Here is a 23,895-nt window from a genome sequence, read left to right on the forward strand (position 1 = left end):
TTCGAATTGTAGATCTGGCGAGAGAAAATCTGATGAAAAACTGGAAAACAACTGCAGAAGCAATCCTCACCACCGGCCCGGTTGTACCGGTAATCGTGGTGAAAAAGCTGGAACACGCTGTGCCGATGGCAAAAGCGCTGGTTGCAGGCGGCGTACGCGTACTGGAAGTAACGCTGCGTACCGAATGCGCGCTTGAGGCTATCCGTGCGATTGCCAAAGAAGTGCCGGACGCGATTGTTGGCGCAGGTACCGTTACCAACGTCGAGCAGCTGAAAGCAGTTACCGACGCGGGCGCACAGTTTGCTATCAGCCCGGGCCTGACCGAGTCCCTGCTGAAAGCGGCAACGGAAGAAGGCACCATCCCACTGATCCCGGGTATCAGCACCGTTTCTGAGCTGATGCTGGGCATGCAGTATGGCCTGAAAGAGTTCAAATTCTTCCCGGCGGAAGCCAACGGCGGCGTGAAAGCGCTGCAGGCTATCGGCGGTCCATTCGCTCATATCCGTTTCTGCCCGACTGGCGGGATCTCTCCGGCGAACTACCGTGATTACCTTGCGCTGAACAGCGTGCTGTGCATCGGCGGTTCCTGGCTGGTACCGGCAGATGCGCTGGAAAGCGGCGATTATGACCGCATCACCAGCATTGCTCGCGAAGCGGTAGAAGGCGCGAAGTAATTTTCACGCCCTGATTTATCGTAAAGTACTCACCCGGTAGCACTCGTGCTACCGGGTTTTTTTTATCCCTGAACCACGACGGCGGAGGCGGCGGTTTTTGCCCGCGCCACCGCTTCTTCAACGCTGTCAGCCACCGCCAGCGTGACGCCGAGTCGACGGGAGCCGTCAATTTCCGGCTTGCCAAACAGGCGCAGCTGCAGGCCTGCACCCACCGCCGCCTGAATATTACTAAAGGTGACGTCCTGGCTGGTTAACTGAGGCAGAATGACCGCCGAGGCCGCCGGGCCGTACTGACGAATCGCGCCGATCGGCAGGCCGAGAAACGCCCGGACGTGCAGAGCAAACTCGGAGAGATCCTGAGAGATTAGGGTGACCATGCCGGTATCGTGCGGACGCGGAGAGACTTCGCTGAAGATCACGTCATCGCCGCAGACAAACAGCTCCACGCCGAACAGACCATAACCGCCAAGCGCCAGTACCACCTTGCTGGCAATCTCCTGGGCGCGAGCCAGCGCCAGCTCGCTCATCTGCTGCGGTTGCCAGGATTCACGATAGTCGCCATCTTCCTGACGATGGCCGACCGGCGCGCAAAAATGTACACCATCCACGGCGCTGACGGTCAGCAAGGTGATTTCAAAGTCGAAATTCACCACCCCTTCAACGATAACCCGACCGGCACCGGCGCGGCCGCCTTGCTGCGCATACTGCCAGGCATCGGCCAGCTGTTCAGCGTGGCGAATAAAGCTCTGGCCTTTGCCGGAGGAGCTCATGACCGGTTTCACAATGCAGGGAAGGCCAATCTCATCCACCGCATCGCGAAAGGCGCTTTCGCTATCGGCGAAGCGGTAGGAGGAGGTCGGCAGTTGCAGCTCTTCTGCGGCCAGACGGCGGATCCCTTCGCGGTTCATGGTCAGCTTTGCCGCGCGAGCGGTGGGGACGACTTTTTGCCCGGCTTGCTCCAGTTCAACCAGCGTATCGGTGGCAATGGCTTCGATTTCCGGCACAATGAAGTCCGGTTTTTCTTCTGCAATCAGCGCCCGCAGGGCATCGCCGTGCAGCATGTTGACCACATGCGAACGGTGTGCCACCTGCATCGCCGGTGCGTCGGGATAGCGGTCCACGGCGATCGTCTCAATACCCAGCCGTTGACACTCGATGGCCACTTCTTTGCCGAGCTCGCCGGAACCTAACAACATGACCCGCGTTGCTGCGGGGCGCAGGGCTGTGCCTAATAACGTCATGACTCATTTCCACAGTAAAAAAACATGCGCCGTAGTATAAACGAAAACGTTTGCGTCTGTCTTTATGGCTGTCAGTTGAGTCGAGGGTGAAAATTTGTTATACTGTATAAAAATACAGTATAAAGAGGCTGCACAATGGCGGTTGAAATTAAATATGTGGTGATCCGCGAAGGTGAGGAAAAAATGTCGTTTACCAGCAAAAAAGAGGCCGATGCTTACGACAAAATGCTCGATCTTGCCGAAGTCCTTAACGACTGGCTGGTAGCGTGCCCGCTGACGCTTGAAGAAGCGCAGCGTGATGAAATGGCGCTGTGGTTGGCAGAACGCAAAGAGACCCTGCATCACATCCTGAGGACAGGAAAAGCGCCGGAAGCCGAATCAGAAGCAGCAGAAGCAGCAGAAGCAGCAGAAGCAGCAGAAGCAGCAGAAGCAGCAGAAGCAGCAGAAGCAGCAGAAGCAGCAGAAGCAGCAGAAGCATCAGAAGCAGACGAAGAGGCGGCAGGGCAGGAGCCTCAGGCTGACACTGCAGAAGCTGCAGCGGATGAGCCAGGCGAACCGCAGGTTGCAGCGGCGACAACCGGGAAAACCCGCAAGGTGAAGGCCGCGTGATGGCGGCCTGAATTTGCGCATCTTTATCTGCTCATCACATTTCCTGACATCTCGTCGTTTAGGCTGATGGTTTCGCTTACTATGCAACGAGGGAAATCATGTCTAACTGGCTTAATCAACTCCAGTCTCTGCTGGGTCAGCAGGGACAATCTGCCTCCTCAGGTGAACGCCAGGAGGGGAAAAGTTTCCTCCTGCCCGGTGCGCTGGGCGGCCTGGCCGGTTTGCTGGTAGCCAGTAAATCATCGCGCAAGCTGCTGGCGAAGTATGGCACCAGCGCGCTGCTGGTCGGCGGAGGGGCGGTGGCTGGAAGCGTGTTGTGGAATAAGTATCAGCAGAAATTGCGCGAGAGCGCACCAGCGTCGGCGGCAACGCCCGCTGCGCCATCGGTTGTACCAGCACCATCGGTTCCTCCCTCTACCGGGCTTGATGCCCGCAGCGAGCGGTTGATACTGGCGCTGGTGTTCGCGGCGAAAAGCGACGGCCACATTGACGGCCACGAACGGGCCAACATCGAAGAGCAACTGCGAGCCGCCAATATTGATGTGCAGGGGCGGGTATTAATCGATCGCGCGCTGGCGCAACCGCTCGACCCGCAGCGTCTGGCACAGGGAATCAGCAGCGAACAAGAAGCGCTGGAGGTGTACTACATCAGCTGCGCGGTGATCGATATCGATCATTTTATGGAACGCAGCTACCTCAATGCCCTCGGAGAGGCGTTACGCCTGCCGGCGGAAGTGCGGACCGAGATCGAACAGGACATCCAGGCGCAAAAACAGGCGCTTTCCACCTAAATAAACAGGTTTTGCTTGCAACGTGGGCTACTTTTGCCACCCTTATATACCCGTCATACTTCAAGTTGCCTGGGTGTTGGCTGCACCCGTTCACCCCAGTTACTTACTTGAGTAAGCTCCTGGGGATTTACGGCCTTGCCGCCTACAAGCAACTCGAATTATTTAGGGTATAGACACGCCATCTTTCAAGCCGCTTCTTGAATGATTTTGTGTAGTAGAAAAGGATACAAAAGAGCAGACGATGCCACCAAAAGCAAAACGAATCCCCCACGCCATGACCTTACATGGCGATACCCGTATCGATAATTACTTCTGGCTGCGCGACGACGATCGCGAGCGGCCAGAAGTGCTTGACTATCTGCGCCAGGAAAATGAGTACGGGCACAAGGTCATGTCGACACAGCGCAGCCTGCAGGATCGGGTGCTGAAAGAGATTATCGACCGCATCCCGCCGCGGGAGGTTTCCGCCCCCTACAGCAAAAACGGCTACCGCTATCGCCAGGTGTACGAGCCGGGGTGTGAATACGCCATCTATCAGCGTCAGTCGGTGTTGAAACAGGAGTGGGATGAATGGGAAGTGCTGCTGGATGGCAATCAGCGCGCGGCCCAGAGTGAATTCTATACCCTTGGCGGGCTGGGAATTGCCCCGGATAACACGCTCATGGCGGTGGCGGAGGACTATCTCTCACGGCGGCAGTATGGCCTGCGCTTGTGCAATCTGCAAAACGGCGAGTGGTATCCTGAGGTACTGGAGAACGTCACCCCGGAATTTGCCTGGAGCAATGATTCACAGACCCTGTGGTATGTCCGTAAGCACCCAACCACCTTGCTGCCTTATCAGGTCTGGCGGCACACCGTCGGTACGCCACCTGGCTCAGACACGCTGGTCTATGAAGAGAAAGACGACATGTTTTACGTCAGTCTCCATACCACCACCTCCCGGCAGTTCGCAGTGATCTATCTGGCAAGCGCGACAACCAGCGAAGTGCGCTTGCTGAATACCGAAATGCCGGATGCCGAGCCGGTGTGCTTCCTGCCACGCCGCAAAGATCATGAGTACAGCCTCGATCACTACCAGCATGCTTTCTATCTGCGCTCTAACCGCGAAGGTAAAAATTTCGGCCTCTATCGTACACACGAGCGTGACGAGCAGCAGTGGCAGACCCTGATCCCGCCGCGCCAGGACGTGATGCTGGAAGGATTTACGCTCTTTACCGACTGGCTGGTGGTCGAAGAGCGTCAACGCGGGTTAACCAGCCTGCGCCAGATTAACCGTAAAACCCATGAAGTGGTCGGGATCGCCTTTGACGATCCGGCCTATGTGACCTGGCTTGCCTGGAACCCGGAACCTGAAACCTCCCGCTTACGTTACGGTTACTCGTCGATGACCACGCCGGATACCCTGTTTGAGCTGGATATGGATACCGGCGAGCGGCGGGTGCTCAAGCAGCAGGAAGTGAAAGGGTTCGACCCCAGCCAGTACCGCAGCGAGCACCTGTGGATTAAGGCGCGGGATGGCGTCGAAGTGCCGGTCTCGCTGGTTTACCGTCGGGAGCACTTTCGCAAGGGAGGCAACCCGCTGCTGGTCTATGCATACGGATCCTACGGCGCCAGTGAAGATGCAGATTTCAGCGCCAGTCGCCTGAGCCTGCTTGACCGTGGTTTTGTGTTTGCCATTGCCCACGTACGTGGCGGCGGCGAGCTTGGACAACAGTGGTATGAAGACGGCAAGTTTCTGAGCAAGAAAAATACCTTCAATGATTACCTTGATGTCTGCGACGCGCTGGTGGATCAGGGGTATGGCGATCCGCAATTATGCTACGGCATGGGCGGCAGCGCTGGCGGCATGTTGATGGGCGTAGCTATTAATCAGCGTCCGGAACGCTTTCACGGCATCGTCGCCCAGGTGCCGTTTGTCGATGTCCTGACGACCATGCTCGATGAGTCGATTCCGCTAACCACCGGGGAGTTTGAGGAGTGGGGCAATCCGCAGGATGAAACGTATTACCACTATATGAAGAGCTATAGCCCCTACGATGGCGTGACCGCTCAGGCCTATCCTCATATGCTGGTGACCACCGGTCTGCATGATTCCCAGGTGCAATACTGGGAACCGGCAAAATGGGTGGCGAAACTGCGCGAGCTGAAAACGGACGATAATCTACTGCTGCTCTGCACCGATATGGATTCGGGTCACGGCGGCAAGTCGGGGCGTTATAAAAGCTATGAAGGCGTCGCGCTGGAGTTTGCCTTTCTGATTGGCCTGGCGCAGGGGACCTTGCCTGGCCAGGCCGACGTCTAACCCTGCTACTCCCCGAGATAGTGCTTGAGCGTCAGGCGCAGCTCGGGGCTCATCCGATCCAGATTATTGAATAGCCAACGTAAATAGCCGGGATCGTTTTCCGCGATTTCGGCCACCGCTTTCCCGCGATACTTGCCGAACGTGAAGGTCGTCAGGAGCGCCGGACGGCCGGTGATGGTCACCATATCGTCAGGCTGCCAGCCGGAGACGTCCATGATATCGAGCAGCAGCGCTGCGGTGATATAGCAGTCGTACAGCGCGCGGTGATGATGCAGCCCCGCCGGCGTGGCGACGCTAAGCTTACGCGATTTGTACAGCCCCATATTGCTGTATTTAATGCCGGGCCACAGACGCCGCGCCAGCTTCATGGTGCAGATCCATTCTCCGTGCATTTCGGGTAAGACCCGACGGTCGAAACTGGCGTTGTGGGCGACATACCACGGGCTGCCGAGATAATGCGGCAGAACCTCTTCAATCCACGGCTTGTCCGCCACCATCTCTTCGGTGATGTGGTGGATCGCCATGGCCTGCGGGCTGATCGGGCGATCGGGGCGCACCAGGTGGCTCATTGGGTTGGTTATCTGCCCGTCGACAATGTCCACGGAGGCGATCTCGACAATGCCGCCTTGTAACCCGCAGGTTTCGGTATCTATTACGCGTAGCATGGGCTGCTCCAGGCCAGAGTTCCCCGCGCACGGGAATACACCGGCCTCGCCAGGTAGGGTGTCCGCAGGGAATGGAAATTATTTTGCTTTGGGTTCATAAGGCAATCGCGACAGGGAAACGGAGGCCAGGCGATGGGCAATCAGACGTTCTCGGAACCAGTCGCGCAGGTGCGCTGGCTGCTCTCTTTCCACTAAATCGGCGACAACCGGCATATTGTAGCGCTCTTTAAAGGCGACGCCGGCCGCGGCAAGATCGACATTCACTTTGTCCATCTCATCCTGCGAAAGTTTTGCCAGGTTTTTTTCCAACGGGTTTCTCCTTCATGATGCCGTAAAGCGTTCGGGCGAGTCGTCAGGCTCAGACGCGCCGCTCGACTACGCCATTATACAGGGTTATTCTCTGTGCTACATATCATAACGAAAAGGAATGACGATTATGCGTATCACTGCCGGGCGCGCGCTGCGTGTCTCTGCTCTTCTCGCCGGTTTCTTTGTTAGCGCCGCGGCCTTCGCCCACGCCCATCTTCAACAGCAAACCCCCGCTGCAGATTCGACGGTGGCAGCGTCTCCCGAGCGGCTGACCCTCAACTTTTCTGAAGGTATTGAAACGTCATTCAGCGGCGTGGCGGTGACCGGTCCGCAGCAGCAATCAGTGGCAACCGGAAAACTGGCCCGCAGCGACAGCAGCCCGACCCAGCTGATTGTCCCTTTGACCCAACCGCTGACCCCAGGAACATATACCGTCGACTGGCATGTGGTGTCCGTTGACGGTCACAAGACCAAAGGGCAGTACCACTTTACCGTGAAATAACCGATGCTGACGGGAATTTATATCGGCCTGCGTTTTGTCCATTTCCTGTCGCTGATGGTGGCCTTTGGCTGCGTGCTGTATGGCGCGTGGTGGGCGCCGGTCTCTCTGCGCCGTTTACTGATGCAGCGTTTTTTGCCGCTGCTGCGTCATCTGCTGTTGTTAAGCGCCGTCACGGCCCTGCTGATGCTAATGGCGCAGGGCGGGCTGATGGGGGACGGCTGGGGAGATGTCTGGCAGCCTGCTATCTGGCAGGCGGTCGCCGGCACCCGTTTCGGCAGCGTCTGGATCTGGCAAATTCTGCTGGCCTGGGTCACGCTGGCGGTGGTGTGGCTGCGACCGCGTCGCCTGGCCCGATTGCTGTTGGTGCTGCTTTGCGGGCAGCTGATACTGATGGCGGGCGTCGGGCATGCGGCAATGAGCGAGGGCCTTCGCGGCGTCCTGCAACGCACTAACCATGCCGTGCATCTGTTCAGCGTTGCCAGCTGGTTTGGCGGTTTGCTGCCGTTTATCTATTGCCTGCGGCTGGCGCGAGGGCGCTGGCGTCAGTCGGCAATCAGCACCATGATGCGCTTCTCGCGTTACGGTCATCTGGCAGTGGCGGGGGCGATTGCCAGCGGCGTGGTGAACTCGCTGCTGATTCAGGGGGGATTGATCCGCGATTCCCTCTGGGGACAGATGCTGTTGATCAAATGTGCTTTGGTCGCCGGGATGGTGGCAATTGCGCTGGTGAACAGGTATGTTCTGGTGCCACGTATGTCGGTCAGCGCATCGCGAGCGGAACAGCTCATTGTGCGCACCACGCAGGCAGAAATTGTGCTTGGTGCCCTGGCGTTGTTGGCTGTCAGCCTGTTTGCAACCTGGGAACCTTATTGAATTAACTGGCTAAATCATGAAAAAAACTCTTTTGACGATGTTGTTACTGGCAAGCTCGGGTGTCGCGCTGGCGGCACCGCAAATTATTACCGTCAGCCGCTTTGAGATGGGCAAAGACAACTGGGCATTTACCCGCGAAGAGGTGATGCTGACCTGTCGTCCGGGCAACGCGCTGTTTGCCATTAACCCCAGCACGCTGGTACAGTATCCGCTCAATGAGATTGCCGAGCAGCAGGTGAAGGCCGGTAAGACCAGCGGGCAGCCGATCTCGGTGATCCAGGCGGACGATCCTCAGCAACCGGGACAAAAAAAGAGTCTGGCGCCATTTATTGAACGCGCGCAGAAACTTTGCTGAATCCCACACCTATCCTGCTGTATTCGCATATAAAAAAACCGCCGTTATCCTTGTTCAGGATCGGCGGTTTTTTGCTGGCACCGTGATTTCGTCAGGAATTATTCGACCACTTTTGTCGCGGACTGGAAAACCTGTCACGGTAATCTATTCTTATAAGGCAAGGCGATTAGCCTGCATTAATGCCAACTTTTAGCGCACGGCTCTCTCCCAAGAGCCATTTCCCTGGACCGAATACAGGAATCGTGTTCGGTCTCTTTTTATCTGTTGTTTATCAATCTGTTATGCTATCTGACCGCAAATATTCCTTCATTCTCCATGGCGGTCAGTCCTTCTTATACCACAACCCAAAACGCCTTAACATTCTCTTTACAGAAAAACGCGGTATTAAAATCTCAATAGGAGACGGTCACGGTGACGGTATCGCTATAGGTTCCCGCCGGCTTGCTGGTTTGGGCAGGATTAATCTTCAGCGTGTAGTTTACATCCTGAGAAACGCCGGTCCCGCTAACGTTAAGGTCGTTGCTCTGGGTCCATGCGCTGCCTGACGTTTGATAGAACTGATACTGCAATGCATAGCTGTTTTGATTTATGGTTGCCATCAGCTGGCGCCAGCCTCCGCTGATGGTGTTGGTGCTGGTCAGATTAACGGTAAAGGCTGCGTTCTTGGTGCAGCGCACCGAAAATTTGCCGCTCAGGTCGGAAAAACTGGAAGGCAGGGAGGCGGGCACAAAGGCGACATCCGGCGCGCTATCAAGAAAACAGTAGTTCGTCACTTTCAGCGTCACGTTAAGCACTACCTGTTGATGGCCGGTGGCGTAGTTACAGGTGATGATACCTGAGACGCAAATTCTGTAATCCCACAAAATGTTGATATTGTCGGTATAGGTTCCTGCGGGCATATTGAGTCCTGCCGGAATTTTCAGAAAAATGGGCAGCGAACCATCGCTGGCGTTGAATAACCCCAGCAGCCCGATAAGTGAGGTGATACTCCAGGTTTTGATATAGCCAATTGGGTACACCTCCGAACAACTGTCATCTGAGCAAATGGTATAGGGTACAAAATCGGTACCGCTGGCGCTCATCATCTGTGGAACCGTGCCATTTGGATGATCCGATGAGACGATTTTAGCGCTAATGGTATTGGTACTGAGTAGCGACAGCGCGCTGCCGGAGCAGGCAAAACCTGATGCCGATTTAACCGTTTGCGGCGTAGTGGCGAGGGTAAATGAGTTAACGGAGCCAAAGCTTGCCGCGTTGGTGAGCTGAAATGAACAGCTGATATCAGCGCGAGCGAGTGGACTGAATAAAAACAGCAGCGTGCATAAAATCAGAATACGTTTCAACATCGTCTCCGCGTTTTTCATTGGCAACGTATTGGTCCCACCCGCTGCGGGACCGGTGTCTGTTCGGGCAGTTCGAAGTGCACAACGCACTGGCCTTTGTCGGCATTGATAACCAGCTTATTCTCTCTGTTGAGGTGTGAAAGCCAGACGATCCCGTCATATCCCACTACGCTAACCTGACGACTGGTGGTTTCCTCAACCGGAGTGCCGAGCGCTAAAGGCTGGCCGGCACTATCCACAAGGGTGATCGTGGCCGAGCGAACCCGACGGACCGGGAACTCCACCAGCGCGCCGCTGGACTCCCGTACGGCGATCCGCTGTTCCACCCGCGGAACTTCGGTGTCCGTGGGCAGGGGCAGGGTATCCAGCGTTACTTTGCCCGGGTACCACGCCGTAGCCCATGGAATAAGAAGATGACCATTCTTATCGGTGGCACCGACTTTGCGGTTTTCATAATTCACCGTGACGTCAGGGTATCCATCGGTCGACACGACGATAAACGCATCGTTAATTCGGCGGGCGAAAAACAGGCTGTTATCCATCAGCACCACCGAGCCTGCGGCTTCAAACCAGCCGTGACGATCGTCTCGTGAGCCGTAATAACCACCGCTTAACGTTGCTAGCTTATTGATCCACGTCAGATCGGCCTGGCTATAATTATCGCCGCTGATGGAATGGGCGAGATTCCAGCCGAATCCGCCCTCTACCGGTGCTGAGCGGTTGTAGGCGATGTTTTGTCCCCACTCGCCTGAACTGGAACGTTGTCCGCTGGTTTGTACACTCCCCAGGTCATCCAACGGGATAATAAGCTGCAGCATACTGGAATACGTATTGGCCTGCAGATCGTGGTTAACGCTGATATTCACACTGCTGTTTTTCCACAATCCCCGACTCCATGACAGGTTCATCAGGCGCGTACGGCTACTGTCCTGCGCCTGAATATCGAAGTAGCCCAGGCTAAAGGATCCCAGCACTCGGCCCCACGGGCTCAAACTTAAGGTCGCCTGATCCGACTGGCGGCTGAGGGTGGAGGTCGAACGGTAGCTGCTAAGGTTATCGAAGTCGGCGCTGCGTTGAATATGCTGATAATTCACCCCCCAAATACCGCTGTAATAGGAATAGCCAGAGGTCAACTGGTTACCTTTTCCCTCTCCCTGGCTGGCGCTCGCAGAGAGGCTTAAGGTGCCTAACGTCCCGACGCTAATATCACTGCCGACACCCGCGTTGGTTAGCCCTTCGCGGTCCTCGGTGTGTGTTGATAGCGTTAACCAGTTGCTTACGCCGTAACGGTAAATGGCGCTGACCGCGCCGGCGCCATAGTCAGCATTTTTGATCCCGTAGTTATTGCGTAGCGCGCCGATAGAAAAGTCAAAATCACTCAGACCCTCGCGTAGCAGGGTATTCGAGACGTAAAAGGGAACGCTGGTTGTCACCTGACGGCCCAGTGCGTCGGTGGTCACTACCGTTGCTTCACCCGCACCGCTGATATAGGGCACGTTCGTCAGGGTATAGGGACCACCGTTGATCTGGGTTGAGCTGGCCTTATAACCATTGATAAAGAGATCAACGCTCGAAGGGACTTCCGCGCTGCCCGACAGATTGAGCAGCGGATAAGTCACTAAATCCGGGCGAACGCTGAAGTTACGGCTAAAACGCAGGCCGCCAAGGCGTACAGAGCTACTCCAGGTCAGGGCATCGCTAACCACATCGCCAGCCTGATAGCTCAGCATTCGCTCGGTATCGCTATATTTCCACTGGGTGTCGTAGCGGATATAGCCCTGCTGATCAGCGTTCCCTGAAGACCAGTTCTGCCGGATGACGGCGAAGTTGGAAAAGGTACCTGCCGCCCCGAAAAAGCGTGTTTCCGTTGAGGTGCTGGTGGTTTTACTATGGTCAGACGAGACGAGGCTGTAAGAGTCATAGTTGAAGAGCAGCCCCGGCGTACTGAGCGGCCGATGGTAATTTTGCTCGCCGGTGTTATCAATCCGCTGTTCCGGTAACCAGCTATCGGGAACTTTGAGCTTGAGCATTTGCCGGGCCTGATCGTACTCGAACTGCACCGAAGGGATCTGCGAAACATCGACCAGTGTTTCACCTTCCGGGAGGGGAATGTAGGCCTGTTTTAACACCGAGGCTGAAACCCAATAGCGATCGTTGCTCACTTTTACCGGAACCGTGCCAGCCAGAGTATTGCCATTTACGGACAGGCCCAGATACAGCACATACTCCAGCTTCGGGCTAAATGAAGCCATCGGTGCCGGTAAGCTGTCGTAGGTTGCCGCATGGCTGGTCGACGATGCGATTGCCAGCAGCCCCCCCGTTGCCGTCCCTGCCAGGAGCCGCATAATCAATGGATGGCCGGAATTTCCACCGCCTGGCTATTGTCGGTTAATTTGGCGAACAGTCGCTGGCCTCCTGATACTGACGTTTTGCTTGCCATCGGGAAGCAAACATTGCGCTGCGCCAGCACATAGCCGAGCAGTCCCTGGGTTTGGGTGACTTCCCGCTTACCTGCGTTTTTAGCCCAGTACACATCACTCAGTCTCGCATGCTGGTTGCCTGAATTTTTAATACAAAGCATCTGGCGACCCTGTTGGCTTGAAAGCGTCCAGCCCAGGTTTGCTCTTACAGGTTCGACGGGGCTTTCGAGCTTCAGCGGAGAGAGACCCTGTCCATAGGTAAATAGCGGCAGCACATAACGCATACGCATTTTCAACCCGGCGGAGCTTTTCTCCGTCTGAACCGTCGGTTGGTTAGACGGAACTTCATCAATCACGATGCGATACGATTTTTCTTTACCGCTGGCGACGGGCGCGATGCGCATCAGACGCACCAGTTGGCGCTGTCCAGGCTGCACGGTGGTGAACGGGGGGCTGGCAACCACCTCGCTCTGATCGGCGTAGGCGTCAGAAGAGTCTTTCTGATCCCAGGCGAAAATTCTTAACTGCAGATTGACCGGGGTAGTACCGCGATTTTCCAACCAAAGTTCAGAGCCTTTTTCGTTATCGCTGATGGTTTGAAAAATCGGCCAGACCAGAACGGCGCTGGCGGCGTGGGCGGCAGAAAATAGCGATGAGGAGAGCAACAACAAGGCAACACTACTGCGAATCATATTTAACCTGCTTATTATTTAATATGTCAGTGTGACCGTGACGGTATCGGTATACGAACCCTGCGCCGGGAAGCCATTCGTGGCAAAAAGGCGGCCATAAACCGTATAGGTTTGTGTGGTGTTCGGAAATGAAGCAACGCTGTACGCCAGGGCGTTAGTGCCCCAAACGTTGGAGCGGTTAGTATCCTGAAAGAGTTGATAGGCAAGGGTATTACCACTACCGTTTGCCAGGTAACGCTGAGTGGCTGAGCCACCGTTGACGCCATAGTCGAGGGCGATAGAGATAGCCATTCCTGGCGTGCAGGCGACGACAATAGAGCCAGCCCCCGAGGAGCTGGCAACATCGACGTTATTATAAAGAGAGGACATCGACCCGAAGCTAAGGGTGCCGAAATCCGCTGTCGGGGCACCGCTACTGCCTAATAAACAGCCCGTCGTAATTTGCGCCGAGACTTTAAAGGTCTTCTGAGCGACATCAGCGCAAGCGCCTGCGCTAACGAGCATAATAAAAAACAACCACTCCGATCGAACCATGACGTCCATTTCCTCGTGCCGTTACCAGGTCAGGGTGGCAATAACCATATCTTGATATAAACCTGGAGACGGTGCGGTTACAGCGCCCTGATCTACTGGCAGAATTCGCGCATAGATAGGAATGTTCTGCGCTGTGCCTGTGCCCTCAATGGCAATCTCACCATCAGGAGCGACTTCAGTGAGGCGGCTACTATCCGAATAGAGGCGGTAGGGAATCTGATCGCCATCGGCGTTCTCCAGCTTCCTTACCGTTCCTGTGCCGCTATGCTCCCCGCCATTAAGGGTTAACGTTGAATTGAGACCGTCGCTGCAGGTTACTGAGACCGCATTGGTTCCAGAGCTACCTAACATATCGGCGTCAATCGCGTTGACCAGATCGCTATAGCTGCCGAAATCAATGGTGCCCCAGCTGTTGGCGCCAGCCGCGCTGGTACCATTCTTTACCGTACACCCGTCTCCGATAGTCAGCTGTACCCCCACCTGGCCGGTTAATGTACCGGTCGTTAATGGGAGTGCAAATGCAGATTGAGTCACAACAATAGCGCCGAACAAGCCACTTAATACGCTGCCTGTCATCGTTTTGACGTTCATGGCGAACCTCTTTAAATGTGAAAGCCGCAGAGAGATACACAACGAGAATTCTTCTAAACCAATCACTAAGGCTGGTTTTTATTTTTTAACGTATAACGACTAATAGCGGATAAGGGTAATTTTATATAATATATTGTTTTATATTTAATTTATGGTATTTTGTGTTGTGTTTTGTGAATTAAGTGGCTTCTTTTATATGTTTGTTGATTTATTTGTGGGTTTTTATTTCTTGTCTTGCCACTCTGATACTGCGAGCTTTCTTAAAATTTTTAAAAACCTGTATCTGGTGCAAATTTCAGAACAAAAAAATTGGACAAAAATGGGGTTCTAGTTAAGGCCTAAGGTTCAAACCAGGTGATTCATAGGTGAAGAAGTATTTGAAATTTGGCCGATTAGTCAGTTTTGGATGAATAAAACGATATTGGTGAGTCATTTTTATTCATTTTTATTCATTTTTACTTATTCGGGAATGAATGATATGGCGGGAGCAAGAAACAGGCGGTTGAACTGTAATATGAAAAACTATTTATTCTGGCGCGACCAAAGTGGGGTACAGCTGGGTCTCCAGATAACTGACAAGGGACCAGATCTCACCGCTGAAAATAAACCACAGGGAAGCCGTTAAAATAATTAAAAGGATAGCCAACAGTACGGCTTCTGCTTTACTCATAACTTCAATGGCTACCTGAACGGAAACGATGAAGGTACGATAGTAACGAAACCACGCTATAAGATGCAAACGCCGTTGCGAAAACGGCGTTTATTTGATTTTAACCGGACCCACGCGGTTAACGATGGGACGTGAGCCCGACGACCTGCGCCGTCATATCATCGAGCAGCTGAAAGCGGCGGCGATATTCAGCCCGTTTTTTGCTGGCGATCTCGTCCAGCGATTTTCGTTCCAGCCGTAGCGGTAAACGCCAGCTCCAGCCATCTGCCGGTACGCCGTCAATCGAGCGCCAGAATTCATCATAGCTCGCGTGAAAGTGACGACCTTTGCTCAGGCGATAGCGCAGCGCCCGGAAAACATGGCCATTATCGCTCACGCCATTTATTGCCTGAATATCGCTTCTGGCTGCCAGCGCCCAGATAAACTCCAGCAGCAGGCGTTTCGGGAACAATCCGTAGCAGGCGCGGGTGGCGAGCTTAATCACCTCATGGGATACGTTGCGCCGCGGCCCCTGAAGACCACCGATGATCAGATGCCACCGATCCTGCTGGCGCACGATGCTGAACGTCACGCTGGCCAGCAGCGTCTGGTTGCCATCACGCAGCCATAGCGTGGTTTCGCCTTCACGTTCGGCTTTACCGGCGGAGGAAGCGGACAGGGTGAAGCGGGCGTCGTCTTTACCCTGCAGTTCCATCAGCGGCGTCTCTTTGGCAGAGGTCATCGCGGCGGCCAGCGGCGTGCCGGAGAGCGAATCCACAAACTGATAGTGGCTGATTATCGCCTGAGCGCGCTGGTGAGCGTTGAAACCCCGGGTCAGATACTGGCGATGGACTTTCCCTGGTAGCGTCACCTGTGCGGCAAGCAGCTGATTGAAATCAGGACGTAGCGAAAGGCTATCTAACATTTCCCGGGTCGCGGTATAAAATAAAAGCGTACGCAGCAAAAACTTAAATCGATATTGCCGCTTGCGCCAAATCGGAGCGGGAATAACTCTGCCCATCAGCAGATCGGCAATCAAATTTGTGGATGGCTGTTGGGTGTAGACTGAGTGCAGGCTATTGTCCGTCACGATAAAATACCTCGTCGTTATTTAGCCTCTATTTTAAAGGCTGGTCGCGGCGATATTAATATCCCGGAAGACTAAATTCGTGTTTCGTTTAAATTTGATTGAGGTGGCTGGCGACCAGGTCGCGAACGATAATTAATGATAAGTGTATCGGGAGGATAAAATATGTATCAGCGTATTGATGGTTCATCCTGGCGCTATATCTGGGTGGTGGGCGATCTGCACGGCTGCTTTTCCCTGCTGATGGCCCGGCTGCGTCAGGTAAAATTCGACCCTTATCAGGATCTTCTGATCTCGGTGGGGGACCTGATCGATCGCGGGCCGCAAAGCGCGAAATGCCTGGGACTGCTGCGTTGCCGTTGGTTTCTTGCGGTGCGGGGAAATCATGAACAGATGGCGCTGGATGCTCAAGCGCAGGGAGAGCAAATGCTGTGGATGATGAACGGTGGTCAGTGGTATCAGGCGAGTTCGCGTGCCGAGCGCCAGCAGATCGATACGCTTTTCTCATGTTGTCGGCAACTGCCGTCGATCGTCGAGCTAAATTGTGGATCGACGCGGCATATTGTCGCCCACGCCGACTATCCGGCGCAGCGGTACCGGTGGCTACAGCCGGTGGATGAACAGCAGGTATTGTGGAACCGCCAGCGTCTCGCCGATCATTTTGCCGGTCGGCATGGTGCGATTGATGGGGCGGATCATTTCTGGTTCGGCCATACGCCGTTGAAGCAGCGTTATGACAGCGATAATCAGCATTATATCGATACCGGGGCGGTATTTGGCGGTGAGCTGACGCTGGTGCAGCTGCAATAAGAGACTTAAAAATCGCTGTATTCACTGGCGGGTAGCCAGAAACTATCGACAAAATCCTCGACGGGGAAGCAGCCACCGTGGCGTATTCGCTGATCGTCCATGGCGACCAGGCACCGGGATTCGTTATCGTAAACGTCCACGACAATATCCTCGCAACCACCATCCAGGTAACAAATAAACAAAACTAAGGCAAACATCCTGGCCTCATGTCCGGGTTTGTTAATCAGTATAGGGTAGTTCAGAAGCGGCGGGGATAAATAACCCGTCTCAGGCGACGGGTTCTTTTTGAATCAGGCTACGCGCATGACCCAGGCATCGGATTGTTGATCGTAATGCTTACGGTAGAGTACGGAATGTTGACCATCAAGAATCGCGGGTACGCTGGTTTCTGTGTCCCAGCCATCCAGCTGCATGCATAAATCCGGATCGGATTTACAAGGAATACTTAACGTTCGCTCGCCCTGCTGTTCACCGTGCAGTTCGGCATCGTCTATCTCAAACGCGCCGATACGTATGCTGGTTTTGCTCATACACTCACCCCATTGATCTGCTGAATTGTGGTACGACCAGTTAAGGCCGACATTTTTCAGCGTAGACAATGGGGCGTAAATCGCCAGTCAAAAAATGCGATTTTTTTGCACGCGATCACGCCAGACCGGCAAAAAGTTTCCCGTCGCGCACCAGTTCTCGTGGATAGCTGTTTTTCAGCCGCGAACCCACTTTTTTCGCCAGCCCCAGGGTGGCGCCCTGGAAAGTCACGATGACTTCATCCTGGCGTGGTGGTGTCTGGGGGTAAACATCGCGGCCCCGATACCACTCTTCGGCTTCCGCCTGAGTCAGTTCGAAGGGGGCGTCCGGCGCGGCCAGGGCGATCACCGCTTCATGCTGCCAACGATATCCTTTGTTGTGGGTCTCTGCCAGCCGCAAGCCAATGCGTGAAAAACGGACCTGGCCGATCAACGACTCCAGCGCTTTCGGGAATAACCAGATTTCTTTATCGCGCTGCCACAGGCTATGGCTGTCGTCCCAGTGCAGGCCGACGGCGGAGGCGGCTGCGGTAACGGCGGCACTTTCCCGGCCTTTCAGCGGTGAGAATGGAAATTTGCCGACTTTATAGCCGGGAGCCGGCAGCGGTTCAATGGCGGCGGTTTTACGCAGTCTGGCGACAAAGAAGCCTTCGCAGTCGAAAATTTGCGGAAAGACGTGGAGAAAACCGTCAGCGGTTAAGGCCTCTGTGGCCTGCGGGAACAGTCCACCAAGCGGCAGTACTTCAACCGCCTCCGGGTAACGCGCTAGCAGCCACTGTACGACGGCCTCGTTTTCCTGCTGGTTGAGGGTGCAGGTGGAGTAAACCAGGGTGCCGCCGGGACGCAATGCATGAAAGGCGCTGTCGATTAACTCGCGCTGGGTGTCGGCGATCTGCTGGTTGCTTTCCGGCGACCAGTTTTTTAAGGCGTCTGGATCTTTACGCACCACCCCTTCGCCGGAGCAGGGGGCGTCGAGCAGAATGGCATCGAAACACTCCGGCAGCGCGGCACCAAATACCCGGCCGTCAAAGTGGGTCAGCGCCACGTTGCTGATGCCACAGCGGCTGATATTGGCATGCAGGACTTTCACCCGGCTGGCGGAAAATTCATTGGCCAGGATCCCGCCTTCGTTGCCCATGCGGGCGGCGATCTGGGTGGTTTTCGACCCCGGCGCGGCGGCGACATCCATCACCCGCTGCGGCATCTCGCCGTCGGAGAATAGCGCAGCAACCGGCAGCATGGAGCTGGCTTCCTGAATATAAAACAGGCCGCCCAGGTGCTCGGCGGTGCTGCCCAGCGGCAGGGCGTCTTCATCGTCCCGTTCGATCCAAAAACCTTCTTCGCACCACGGGATCGGCGTCAGTTGCCAACCGTAAGGGGCGACCAGTTGCAGAAAATCGGCAACGGTGATTTTCAGCGTGTTGACACGCAGGCTGCGGCGCAGCGGGCGCTGGCAGGCGGCGATAAAATCATCGAAGGAGAGATGCGCGGGCATAGCGTCACGCATTTGGGCGAGGAATTGTTCGGGAAAATAGACTGCGTTATGAGCCACTGCTGCGCACCACAAGAAAAAAGGGTGCGCAGTTTAGCATAAACGCTCCGGCGGGGGACACCGGAGCGTTAGGTTGACTACTGCGGCAGGGCGGTGCCCCATTCGCGCCACTCTTTTGGCTCGCTCTCCAGCAGCAGGAAGTGCTTACCATCCTGAGCCTTCGGCGCCAGCGGCGTGCCAGGCGGTGTCGCAAAGGAGATGCCGCCACGAATGAACTGGTTAAAGGTCCCGGTTTTCACCACGCCGCCAATCAGGCCAAAGTCGAAGTTATAGCCGGAAGAGAGCCAGAATACCGAGTTGTTGCGCACCAGGTACTGGTAGCGTTTACTGATGCGCATTTTGACCATCACCCGATCCGACATGGAGCCGAGCGTCAGGCTGGTGACGGTCCCGACTTCAAGCCCACGGAACAGCACCGGCGTACCGATATCCAGTGAACCGGCTTCCGGCACTTCAACCACGATGCTCAGCCCGTCGATATAGCGCGAGTCGCTGATGGTCGTTTCCTGAATCTCAAAATCACGACGTGGTGAGCCGCGGCCCGGTTCGACGTTGATATAAGGCTGGAAAATGGTATCCAGATGTTCAACGCCGGCCGCCGAAATTTGCGGCGTGATCACCGAGAAACGCGTCCCGGCGCGGGCGAAGGTGTTGACGTATTCCGGGTAGAGCACCGCTTTCGCCTGCACTTCGTTTTTCGCGGTAATCAGATTCAGGGTTTGAATCTGGCCGATGTTAATCCCGAGGTAGCGAATCGGCATCCCTTCAGAGATTTTGCCAGCGTCAAACGCATGCAATGTAATCTGCCCGCCGACGGCGCGCGCGGCAGTTTCTGATGCATAGAGAATGCGTTTATTGTCCACCCGGGCGCTGGCGCTGTTGCCGCTGAGTTCGTCAAAGCTGATAGCGCCTCGCAGGGCGCGGGACAGCGGAGATGCCTGTACGGTCAGACCGTTGCCGTCGAGCTGCACTTTGGCTCCGCCCTCCGCCCAGAAGACACTGTTACTGGTCAGCAGGTGGCGGTATTCCGGCTTGATATGCAGGTCGATATCAAAGGCATTGCGCCGCGGCTTAACGGAGATAATCTCGCCGACGGCAAATTTACGGTACAGCACGACCGAGCCTTCCTGCACATCCGGTAAGGTCTCCGCCGTCAGGCTCAGGGTGGTGGTGGGGACGTCGCTGAGGCTATTCTCTTCCGCTTTTTCCATATTGGCATACAGGGGATAGCTGGACTGAATCGCCCCTTTATCACCAGGAATAATGCGGATACCGCCATCGACCCACTCGCTGGCGCTGGCGCCCAGAACTTTAATGCCGTCCAGACCGACTTTGACATCCAGCCGGCTGTTGACGACAAACTTACTGTCGCCGCGGACCAGATCGCGATATTCAGGGTTAATCGCTACCTGGAAGGTGACGCCTTTGGCCGTGAGCTTGCGCTCAAGAACCTGACCTACTTTGACGCCGTGCAGCACCAGCGGTTGCCCGGCATCAATGCCGTAACTTTCCGCCGCCGTCAGGGTGAGGGTGGCAACATCCGGCTCTTCAAGCAGCGCTTTGTCTGCCGGCAGAACCACGAAATGATTGCGGGTTTCCCCTTCGCCGGGTACCAGCTCAAAGGTGTTGCCGGTCAGCAGGGCGCTGAGGCTTGGGTTATCCAGCGAAATCTTAGGTTTTTTCATCTGAATAAGCGTTTTATCCCGCAGCAGGGTGACTACGCTGGGATCGACCGTCATCTCACCGGTGACTTTACTGCCGGGAGCGAGGTTGAGCTTTGTCAGCTGTCCGACTTCCAGCCCCTGATACATCAGTGGCGTAGAACCGGCTTTCAGGCCTTCGCCACCCGGTAGGTCAAGGGTCACCAGCACGCCGCGCTGGCTGTGGGCCAAATCTTCGTATAACCCGTACTCGGCATTTTGCGGCGCGGTTTGGGAACTGGCCGGTGAGTCAAAGGCAATTGCACCATTCACCATCGCCGACAGGCTCTCCAGCTGGACCTTAGCGCCGCTCAGGCCTACATCCGCCTTAATACCGGAGACATTCCAGAAACGGCTGTCTTTTTTCACCAGGTTCGTGAAGCGACGCTCGATCAGGACATCGATGTTGACGCCCTGATTGTTATCGTTGAGCGCAAAATCGTACACCCGGCCCACCGGAATTTTGCGGAAATAGACCAGCGACCCGCTGGTCAGCGAACCGAGGTCAGGTGCCTGCAGATGAATCATCAGCTCGCCGTTGCTGATACGGTATTTCGGCTGGGTATCGAGGGCCACGAAATGATCCTGGGCTTCACCTTTACCCGGCATCATGCCGATATAATTACCGCCAACCAGGGCATCAAGGCCAGAAACGCCGGCCAGAGAGGCTTTTGGCGTCACCAGCCAGAACTGAGTGTCCTGGCGCAGCGCCCCTTTCATGTCACCTTTAACACTGGCGGACACTTCGATTTTGCTTAGGTCTTTGCTTAACGAAATATTTTCAACGGTGCCCACCTCTACCCCTTGATAGCGGATAGGGGTGCGCCCCGGAACAATGCCGTTGGCCGACTGGAAATCAATCGTAATAGTGGTTCCGCGATCGTTATAGCTGGTCCAGATGAGCCAGCTGGCGATCATCAGCGCAATCACCGGCAGCAGCCAGAAAGGCGAGATGCGACGTTTGGTTTTAATTCTGGCTTCAGTCGGTGAAGCCGGCGTTTCCTGACTCATGTGCGTCCCAAAGTAAGCGGCTGTCCAGCCATTCAACAGCAAGGATAGTTAATATTACTGCGGCGCCGAAATATACCGCAGCAGGCCCCATCGTAAAAGCGAGGAGTTGGTCGCGATTAATCAGTGACATGGTTAATGAGATAACAAACAGATCTAGCATTGACCACCGGCCAATCCAGGTAATCAGCCTGAGTAACAGGATTCGGGTGCGCAGACCCTGCTCGCACTTGAATTGTATGCTGACCAGCAGCGTAAACAACACAATAACTTTGGTAAAAGGCACCAGAATACTGGCGATAAACACCACCGCGGCGATCGCCACATTACTGTTTGCCAGCGAGATGATGCCGGACAGAATCGTATCATTCTGCCGCGCGCCGTTCACGTAAATGACCGATATCGGCAGCAGGTTGGCGGGAAGCAAAAAGACCATGGAGGCAATCAGCCCGGCCCAGCTACGCTGCAGACTTTGCGGTCGCCGATGATGTAAAGGCGTATGGCAACGCCGACAACGCCCGCGTGCATCGCGAAAACCGGTGTGGTGGCAGCCGGTGCACACCTGCAGCGCCGGATCGGGACGCAGCGCGGGTCGCTGGGGGTAAAAACGCTCCCAAAGCTCCTCCACATTCATATGGATGAGCGTCAGAATGCTGAGCAAGGTTAGCGAAATAAAAGCCACAAGCCCGACGCCTGGCTGCAGAAACGCATAGTCCTGCACCTTGATGGACGCCACACCAATGCCGACCAGATAAATATCCAGCATCACCCACTCTTTGAGCTTTTCCAGCATCAACAATACCGGACGGAGATTCATGCCCAGCACGTTTCCCAACCACAGGTAGGCGATGGCGACCACCAGAATTGTCGGGGCACCAATGGCGCAAAACAGCACCATGGCGGCGGTGAGCGGATCGCCCTGGCCGGTCATTTGCCAGATGCCCTGTAAAACGTTAGCGTCGATGCGCACGCCGAGCAGATGCAGGCGCAGCAGCGGCTCAGTCCAGGCGAAGGGCATCAGCAGCAGCATGGTGATAGCCATACAGCCCAGACGAGTGAGAGACCAGTCGCGGCCATCGCGGATCTTCGCATTGCAGCGCGGACACCACGCGCTCTGATGGCGCTTAAGCACCGGCAGGCGGAACAGGATATCGCACTGCGGGCAGCGGTGATAATGCGCCTGCGGCAGTGGACTGCTGACCGCATGTACGATCATTTTTTTCGCTGGTGTCAGCGGTTGTGTTTTTAGTGGCATTTATAACGTACAGGGATGAATGTATCTCACTATATTAACCCAGGATTGAATTCATCTTGAGCCTGAACGCATTTAATGCTTATTTTATTAGGCTGTACGTATTTGGCAGTAAGACAACTAAGTGATTACATAATGAACAAAACAGAGTTTTACGCGGATCTTAACCGTGACTTTCAGGCATTAATGGCAGGTGAAACCAGTTTTCTGGCGATGATCTCTAATACCAGCGCGCTGTTGTTTGAGCGCCTGACTGAGGTTAACTGGGCAGGTTTCTATCTGCTCGAAGACGATACGCTGGTGTTGGGCCCATTCCAGGGCAAGCTGGCGTGCGTGCGGATCCCAGTCGGACGTGGGGTTTGCGGTGCTGCTGTCGCACAAAACCGCGTACAGCGCGTGGAAGATGTCCATGCCTTTGACGGACATATTGCCTGTGATGCCGCCAGCAATTCGGAAATCGTTTTTCCTTTGCAGGTGAACAACCAGATTATTGGCGTTCTGGATATCGACAGTACCGCGTATGCCCGCTTCACCGCTGAAGATGAGCAGGGGCTGGCAGAACTCGTCGCGCATCTGGAAAAACTCATTTCTGCGACCGACTACCAAAAAATATTTGCCCGCGTCGCAGGATAATCAACGGATAACGTAGCATTTAGCGATGGCGTCATTATAATGTCGCCTGTTCATGCCTGCGGCTTGTTGGCTACGTCCGTTGTAATCAGGAAATTTCATGGAAAATCAACCTAAGTTGAATAGCAGTAAAGAAGTTATCGCGTTTCTGGCCGAACGTTTCCCTCAGTGCTTCAGCGCTGAAGGCGAAGCTCGCCCCCTGAAAGTCGGTATTTTTCAGGATCTTGTTGAGCGTGTTGGGGGGGAGATGAATCTCAGTAAAACCCAACTTCGTGCCGCTTTACGTCTTTATACTTCGAGCTGGCGTTATCTGTACGGCGTGAAGCCAGGCGCTATCCGCGTTGACCTCGATGGCAACCCGTGTGGTGAACTGGAAGAGCAGCATGTTGCTCATGCCCGTCAGCAGCTCGAAGAAGCAAAAGCTCGCGTCCAGGCGCAGCGCGCAAGCCAGCAGGCTAAAAAGCGCGAAGCCGCCGCTGCTGCAGGTCAGCAGGAGGATGGTGCGCGTCGTGAGCGTAAGCCACGTCCTCAGGTTCGCCGCAAAGAAGGCACCGAACAGCGTAAGCCGCGTCCTGCCGTTGCGAAAGCACCGCGTGAAGAGCCGCGCCTGACTCCAGTCTCAGATCTGACCGCGTTAAGCGTAGGTCAGGCGCTGAAAGTGAAAGCAGGCAACAACGCGATGGACGCCACCGTTCTGGAAATCACCAAAGATGGCGTTCGTGTACAGCTGACTTCTGGTTTGTCAATGATTGTACGCGCAGAACACCTGGTGTTCTGAA

At 55.2% G+C, this 23,895-nt stretch carries 24 protein-coding genes and 1 pseudogene; 10 read left to right on the forward strand and 15 right to left on the reverse strand.

The window, feature by feature from the left end:
- The first annotated feature begins 32 nt into the window (after nt 1–32).
- On the forward strand, nt 33–674 hold the full coding sequence (locus ACMYSP_RS21890; RefSeq protein ID WP_174508035.1) for a bifunctional 4-hydroxy-2-oxoglutarate aldolase/2-dehydro-3-deoxy-phosphogluconate aldolase: 642 nt from the start codon (nt 33–35) through the stop codon (nt 672–674).
- 62 nt (nt 675–736) lie between these two features.
- Here the strand turns inward: ACMYSP_RS21890 and purT are convergent, their stop codons facing one another.
- Complete coding sequence (gene purT / locus ACMYSP_RS21895) at nt 737–1,915, reverse strand: formate-dependent phosphoribosylglycinamide formyltransferase (protein ID WP_434584122.1); 1,179 nt, start codon at nt 1,913–1,915, stop codon at nt 737–739.
- Nucleotides 1,916–2,050: 135 nt separating this feature from the next.
- Between purT and ACMYSP_RS21900 the strand changes: the two are divergent.
- The 3 genes and pseudogenes from ACMYSP_RS21900 to ptrB all read left to right on the forward strand — a co-directional run.
- Nucleotides 2,051–2,395 (forward strand): annotated as a pseudogene (locus ACMYSP_RS21900) (YebG family protein); the annotation flags it as partial.
- A gap of 227 nt (nt 2,396–2,622) precedes the next feature.
- Nucleotides 2,623–3,315: a tellurite resistance TerB family protein gene (locus tag ACMYSP_RS21905; protein WP_434584123.1), complete on the forward strand. Its 693-nt coding sequence runs from the start codon at nt 2,623–2,625 to the stop codon at nt 3,313–3,315.
- Between the two features lie 241 nt (nt 3,316–3,556).
- Complete coding sequence (ptrB, locus tag ACMYSP_RS21910) at nt 3,557–5,617, forward strand: oligopeptidase B (protein ID WP_434584124.1); 2,061 nt, start codon at nt 3,557–3,559, stop codon at nt 5,615–5,617.
- A gap of 5 nt (nt 5,618–5,622) precedes the next feature.
- On the opposite strand, the gene exoX is transcribed toward ptrB, so the two are convergent.
- Nucleotides 5,623–6,282 (reverse strand): exodeoxyribonuclease X, encoded by a 660-nt coding sequence (exoX, locus tag ACMYSP_RS21915; RefSeq protein ID WP_434584125.1) that lies wholly within the window; start codon nt 6,280–6,282, stop codon nt 5,623–5,625.
- A gap of 78 nt (nt 6,283–6,360) precedes the next feature.
- Nucleotides 6,361–6,591, reverse strand: coding sequence for a DNA polymerase III subunit theta (locus tag ACMYSP_RS21920; RefSeq protein WP_123754895.1), 231 nt, complete (start codon nt 6,589–6,591; stop codon nt 6,361–6,363).
- A gap of 127 nt (nt 6,592–6,718) precedes the next feature.
- Here ACMYSP_RS21920 and yobA point away from each other — a divergent pair, with 127 nt between their 5' ends.
- Genes yobA through ACMYSP_RS21935 form a run of 3 tightly spaced genes read left to right on the forward strand, consistent with a single transcriptional unit; the run spans nt 6,719 to nt 8,321 of the window.
- Nucleotides 6,719–7,093: a CopC domain-containing protein YobA gene (yobA, locus tag ACMYSP_RS21925; RefSeq protein WP_434584127.1), complete on the forward strand. Its 375-nt coding sequence runs from the start codon at nt 6,719–6,721 to the stop codon at nt 7,091–7,093.
- A 3-nt stretch (nt 7,094–7,096) separates the two neighbouring features.
- Nucleotides 7,097–7,966: a copper homeostasis membrane protein CopD gene (copD, locus tag ACMYSP_RS21930; protein ID WP_434584129.1), complete on the forward strand. Its 870-nt coding sequence runs from the start codon at nt 7,097–7,099 to the stop codon at nt 7,964–7,966.
- Nucleotides 7,967–7,982: 16 nt separating this feature from the next.
- A complete protein-coding gene (locus tag ACMYSP_RS21935; RefSeq protein WP_434584131.1) occupies nt 7,983–8,321 on the forward strand; it encodes a YebY family protein in 339 nt (112 codons plus the stop codon).
- A gap of 392 nt (nt 8,322–8,713) precedes the next feature.
- Here the strand turns inward: ACMYSP_RS21935 and ACMYSP_RS21940 are convergent, their stop codons facing one another.
- The 7 genes from ACMYSP_RS21940 to ACMYSP_RS21970 form a co-directional block, all read right to left on the reverse strand.
- Nucleotides 8,714–9,667 carry a Csu type fimbrial protein gene (locus ACMYSP_RS21940; protein ID WP_434584132.1) on the reverse strand — a complete coding sequence of 318 codons (954 nt, stop codon included), beginning with the start codon at nt 9,665–9,667 and terminating at the stop codon, nt 8,714–8,716.
- A gap of 14 nt (nt 9,668–9,681) precedes the next feature.
- Nucleotides 9,682–12,009: a fimbria/pilus outer membrane usher protein gene (locus tag ACMYSP_RS21945; RefSeq protein ID WP_434587241.1), complete on the reverse strand. Its 2,328-nt coding sequence runs from the start codon at nt 12,007–12,009 to the stop codon at nt 9,682–9,684.
- A gap of 2 nt (nt 12,010–12,011) precedes the next feature.
- A complete protein-coding gene (locus tag ACMYSP_RS21950) occupies nt 12,012–12,776 on the reverse strand; it encodes a fimbrial biogenesis chaperone (protein ID WP_434584133.1) in 765 nt (254 codons plus the stop codon).
- Nucleotides 12,777–12,794: 18 nt separating this feature from the next.
- Entirely contained in the window at nt 12,795–13,310 is a 516-nt protein-coding gene (locus ACMYSP_RS21955; protein ID WP_434587243.1) for a Csu type fimbrial protein, read from the reverse strand.
- Between the two features lie 21 nt (nt 13,311–13,331).
- Nucleotides 13,332–13,901, reverse strand: coding sequence for a Csu type fimbrial protein (locus ACMYSP_RS21960; protein WP_434584134.1), 570 nt, complete (start codon nt 13,899–13,901; stop codon nt 13,332–13,334).
- Nucleotides 13,902–14,427: 526 nt separating this feature from the next.
- Entirely contained in the window at nt 14,428–14,571 is a 144-nt protein-coding gene (locus ACMYSP_RS21965; protein ID WP_148060384.1) for an Ecr family regulatory small membrane protein, read from the reverse strand.
- A 118-nt stretch (nt 14,572–14,689) separates the two neighbouring features.
- The gene (locus tag ACMYSP_RS21970; RefSeq protein WP_434587245.1) at nt 14,690–15,661 is read right to left on the reverse strand and encodes a VirK/YbjX family protein; all 972 of its coding nucleotides are present in this window, start codon (nt 15,659–15,661) and stop codon (nt 14,690–14,692) included.
- Between the two features lie 141 nt (nt 15,662–15,802).
- On the opposite strand from ACMYSP_RS21970, the gene pphA reads away from it, so the two are divergent.
- Nucleotides 15,803–16,447 (forward strand): protein-serine/threonine phosphatase, encoded by a 645-nt coding sequence (gene pphA, locus ACMYSP_RS21975; RefSeq protein ID WP_434584135.1) that lies wholly within the window; start codon nt 15,803–15,805, stop codon nt 16,445–16,447.
- A gap of 5 nt (nt 16,448–16,452) precedes the next feature.
- Here the strand turns inward: pphA and ACMYSP_RS21980 are convergent, their stop codons facing one another.
- The 5 genes from ACMYSP_RS21980 to yebS all read right to left on the reverse strand — a co-directional run bounded on the left by ACMYSP_RS21980 (nt 16,453) and on the right by yebS (nt 22,489).
- Entirely contained in the window at nt 16,453–16,644 is a 192-nt protein-coding gene (locus ACMYSP_RS21980) for a YebW family protein (RefSeq protein ID WP_434584137.1), read from the reverse strand.
- Nucleotides 16,645–16,737: 93 nt separating this feature from the next.
- Entirely contained in the window at nt 16,738–16,977 is a 240-nt protein-coding gene (locus ACMYSP_RS21985; protein WP_154144702.1) for a YebV family protein, read from the reverse strand.
- A gap of 115 nt (nt 16,978–17,092) precedes the next feature.
- A complete protein-coding gene (gene rsmF / locus ACMYSP_RS21990; protein ID WP_434584138.1) occupies nt 17,093–18,526 on the reverse strand; it encodes a 16S rRNA (cytosine(1407)-C(5))-methyltransferase RsmF in 1,434 nt (477 codons plus the stop codon).
- A gap of 77 nt (nt 18,527–18,603) precedes the next feature.
- Complete coding sequence (locus tag ACMYSP_RS21995) at nt 18,604–21,237, reverse strand: MlaD family protein (protein WP_434584139.1); 2,634 nt, start codon at nt 21,235–21,237, stop codon at nt 18,604–18,606.
- Complete coding sequence (gene yebS, locus ACMYSP_RS22000) at nt 21,206–22,489, reverse strand: membrane integrity lipid transport subunit YebS (protein ID WP_434584140.1); 1,284 nt, start codon at nt 22,487–22,489, stop codon at nt 21,206–21,208. Before yebS ends, ACMYSP_RS21995 begins: the two co-directional genes overlap by 32 nt.
- A 132-nt stretch (nt 22,490–22,621) precedes the next feature.
- On the opposite strand from yebS, the gene ACMYSP_RS22005 reads away from it, so the two are divergent.
- The gene (locus ACMYSP_RS22005) at nt 22,622–23,119 is read left to right on the forward strand and encodes a GAF domain-containing protein (RefSeq protein WP_434584141.1); all 498 of its coding nucleotides are present in this window, start codon (nt 22,622–22,624) and stop codon (nt 23,117–23,119) included.
- Between the two features lie 97 nt (nt 23,120–23,216).
- Nucleotides 23,217–23,894 carry an RNA chaperone ProQ gene (gene proQ / locus ACMYSP_RS22010; protein WP_434584142.1) on the forward strand — a complete coding sequence of 226 codons (678 nt, stop codon included), beginning with the start codon at nt 23,217–23,219 and terminating at the stop codon, nt 23,892–23,894.
- Nucleotide 23,895: the final 1 nt, after the last annotated feature.

This window comes from Klebsiella sp. R390 (assembly GCF_051131745.1).
In the GTDB taxonomy this organism is placed as follows: Bacteria; Pseudomonadota; Gammaproteobacteria; order Enterobacterales; family Enterobacteriaceae; genus Klebsiella.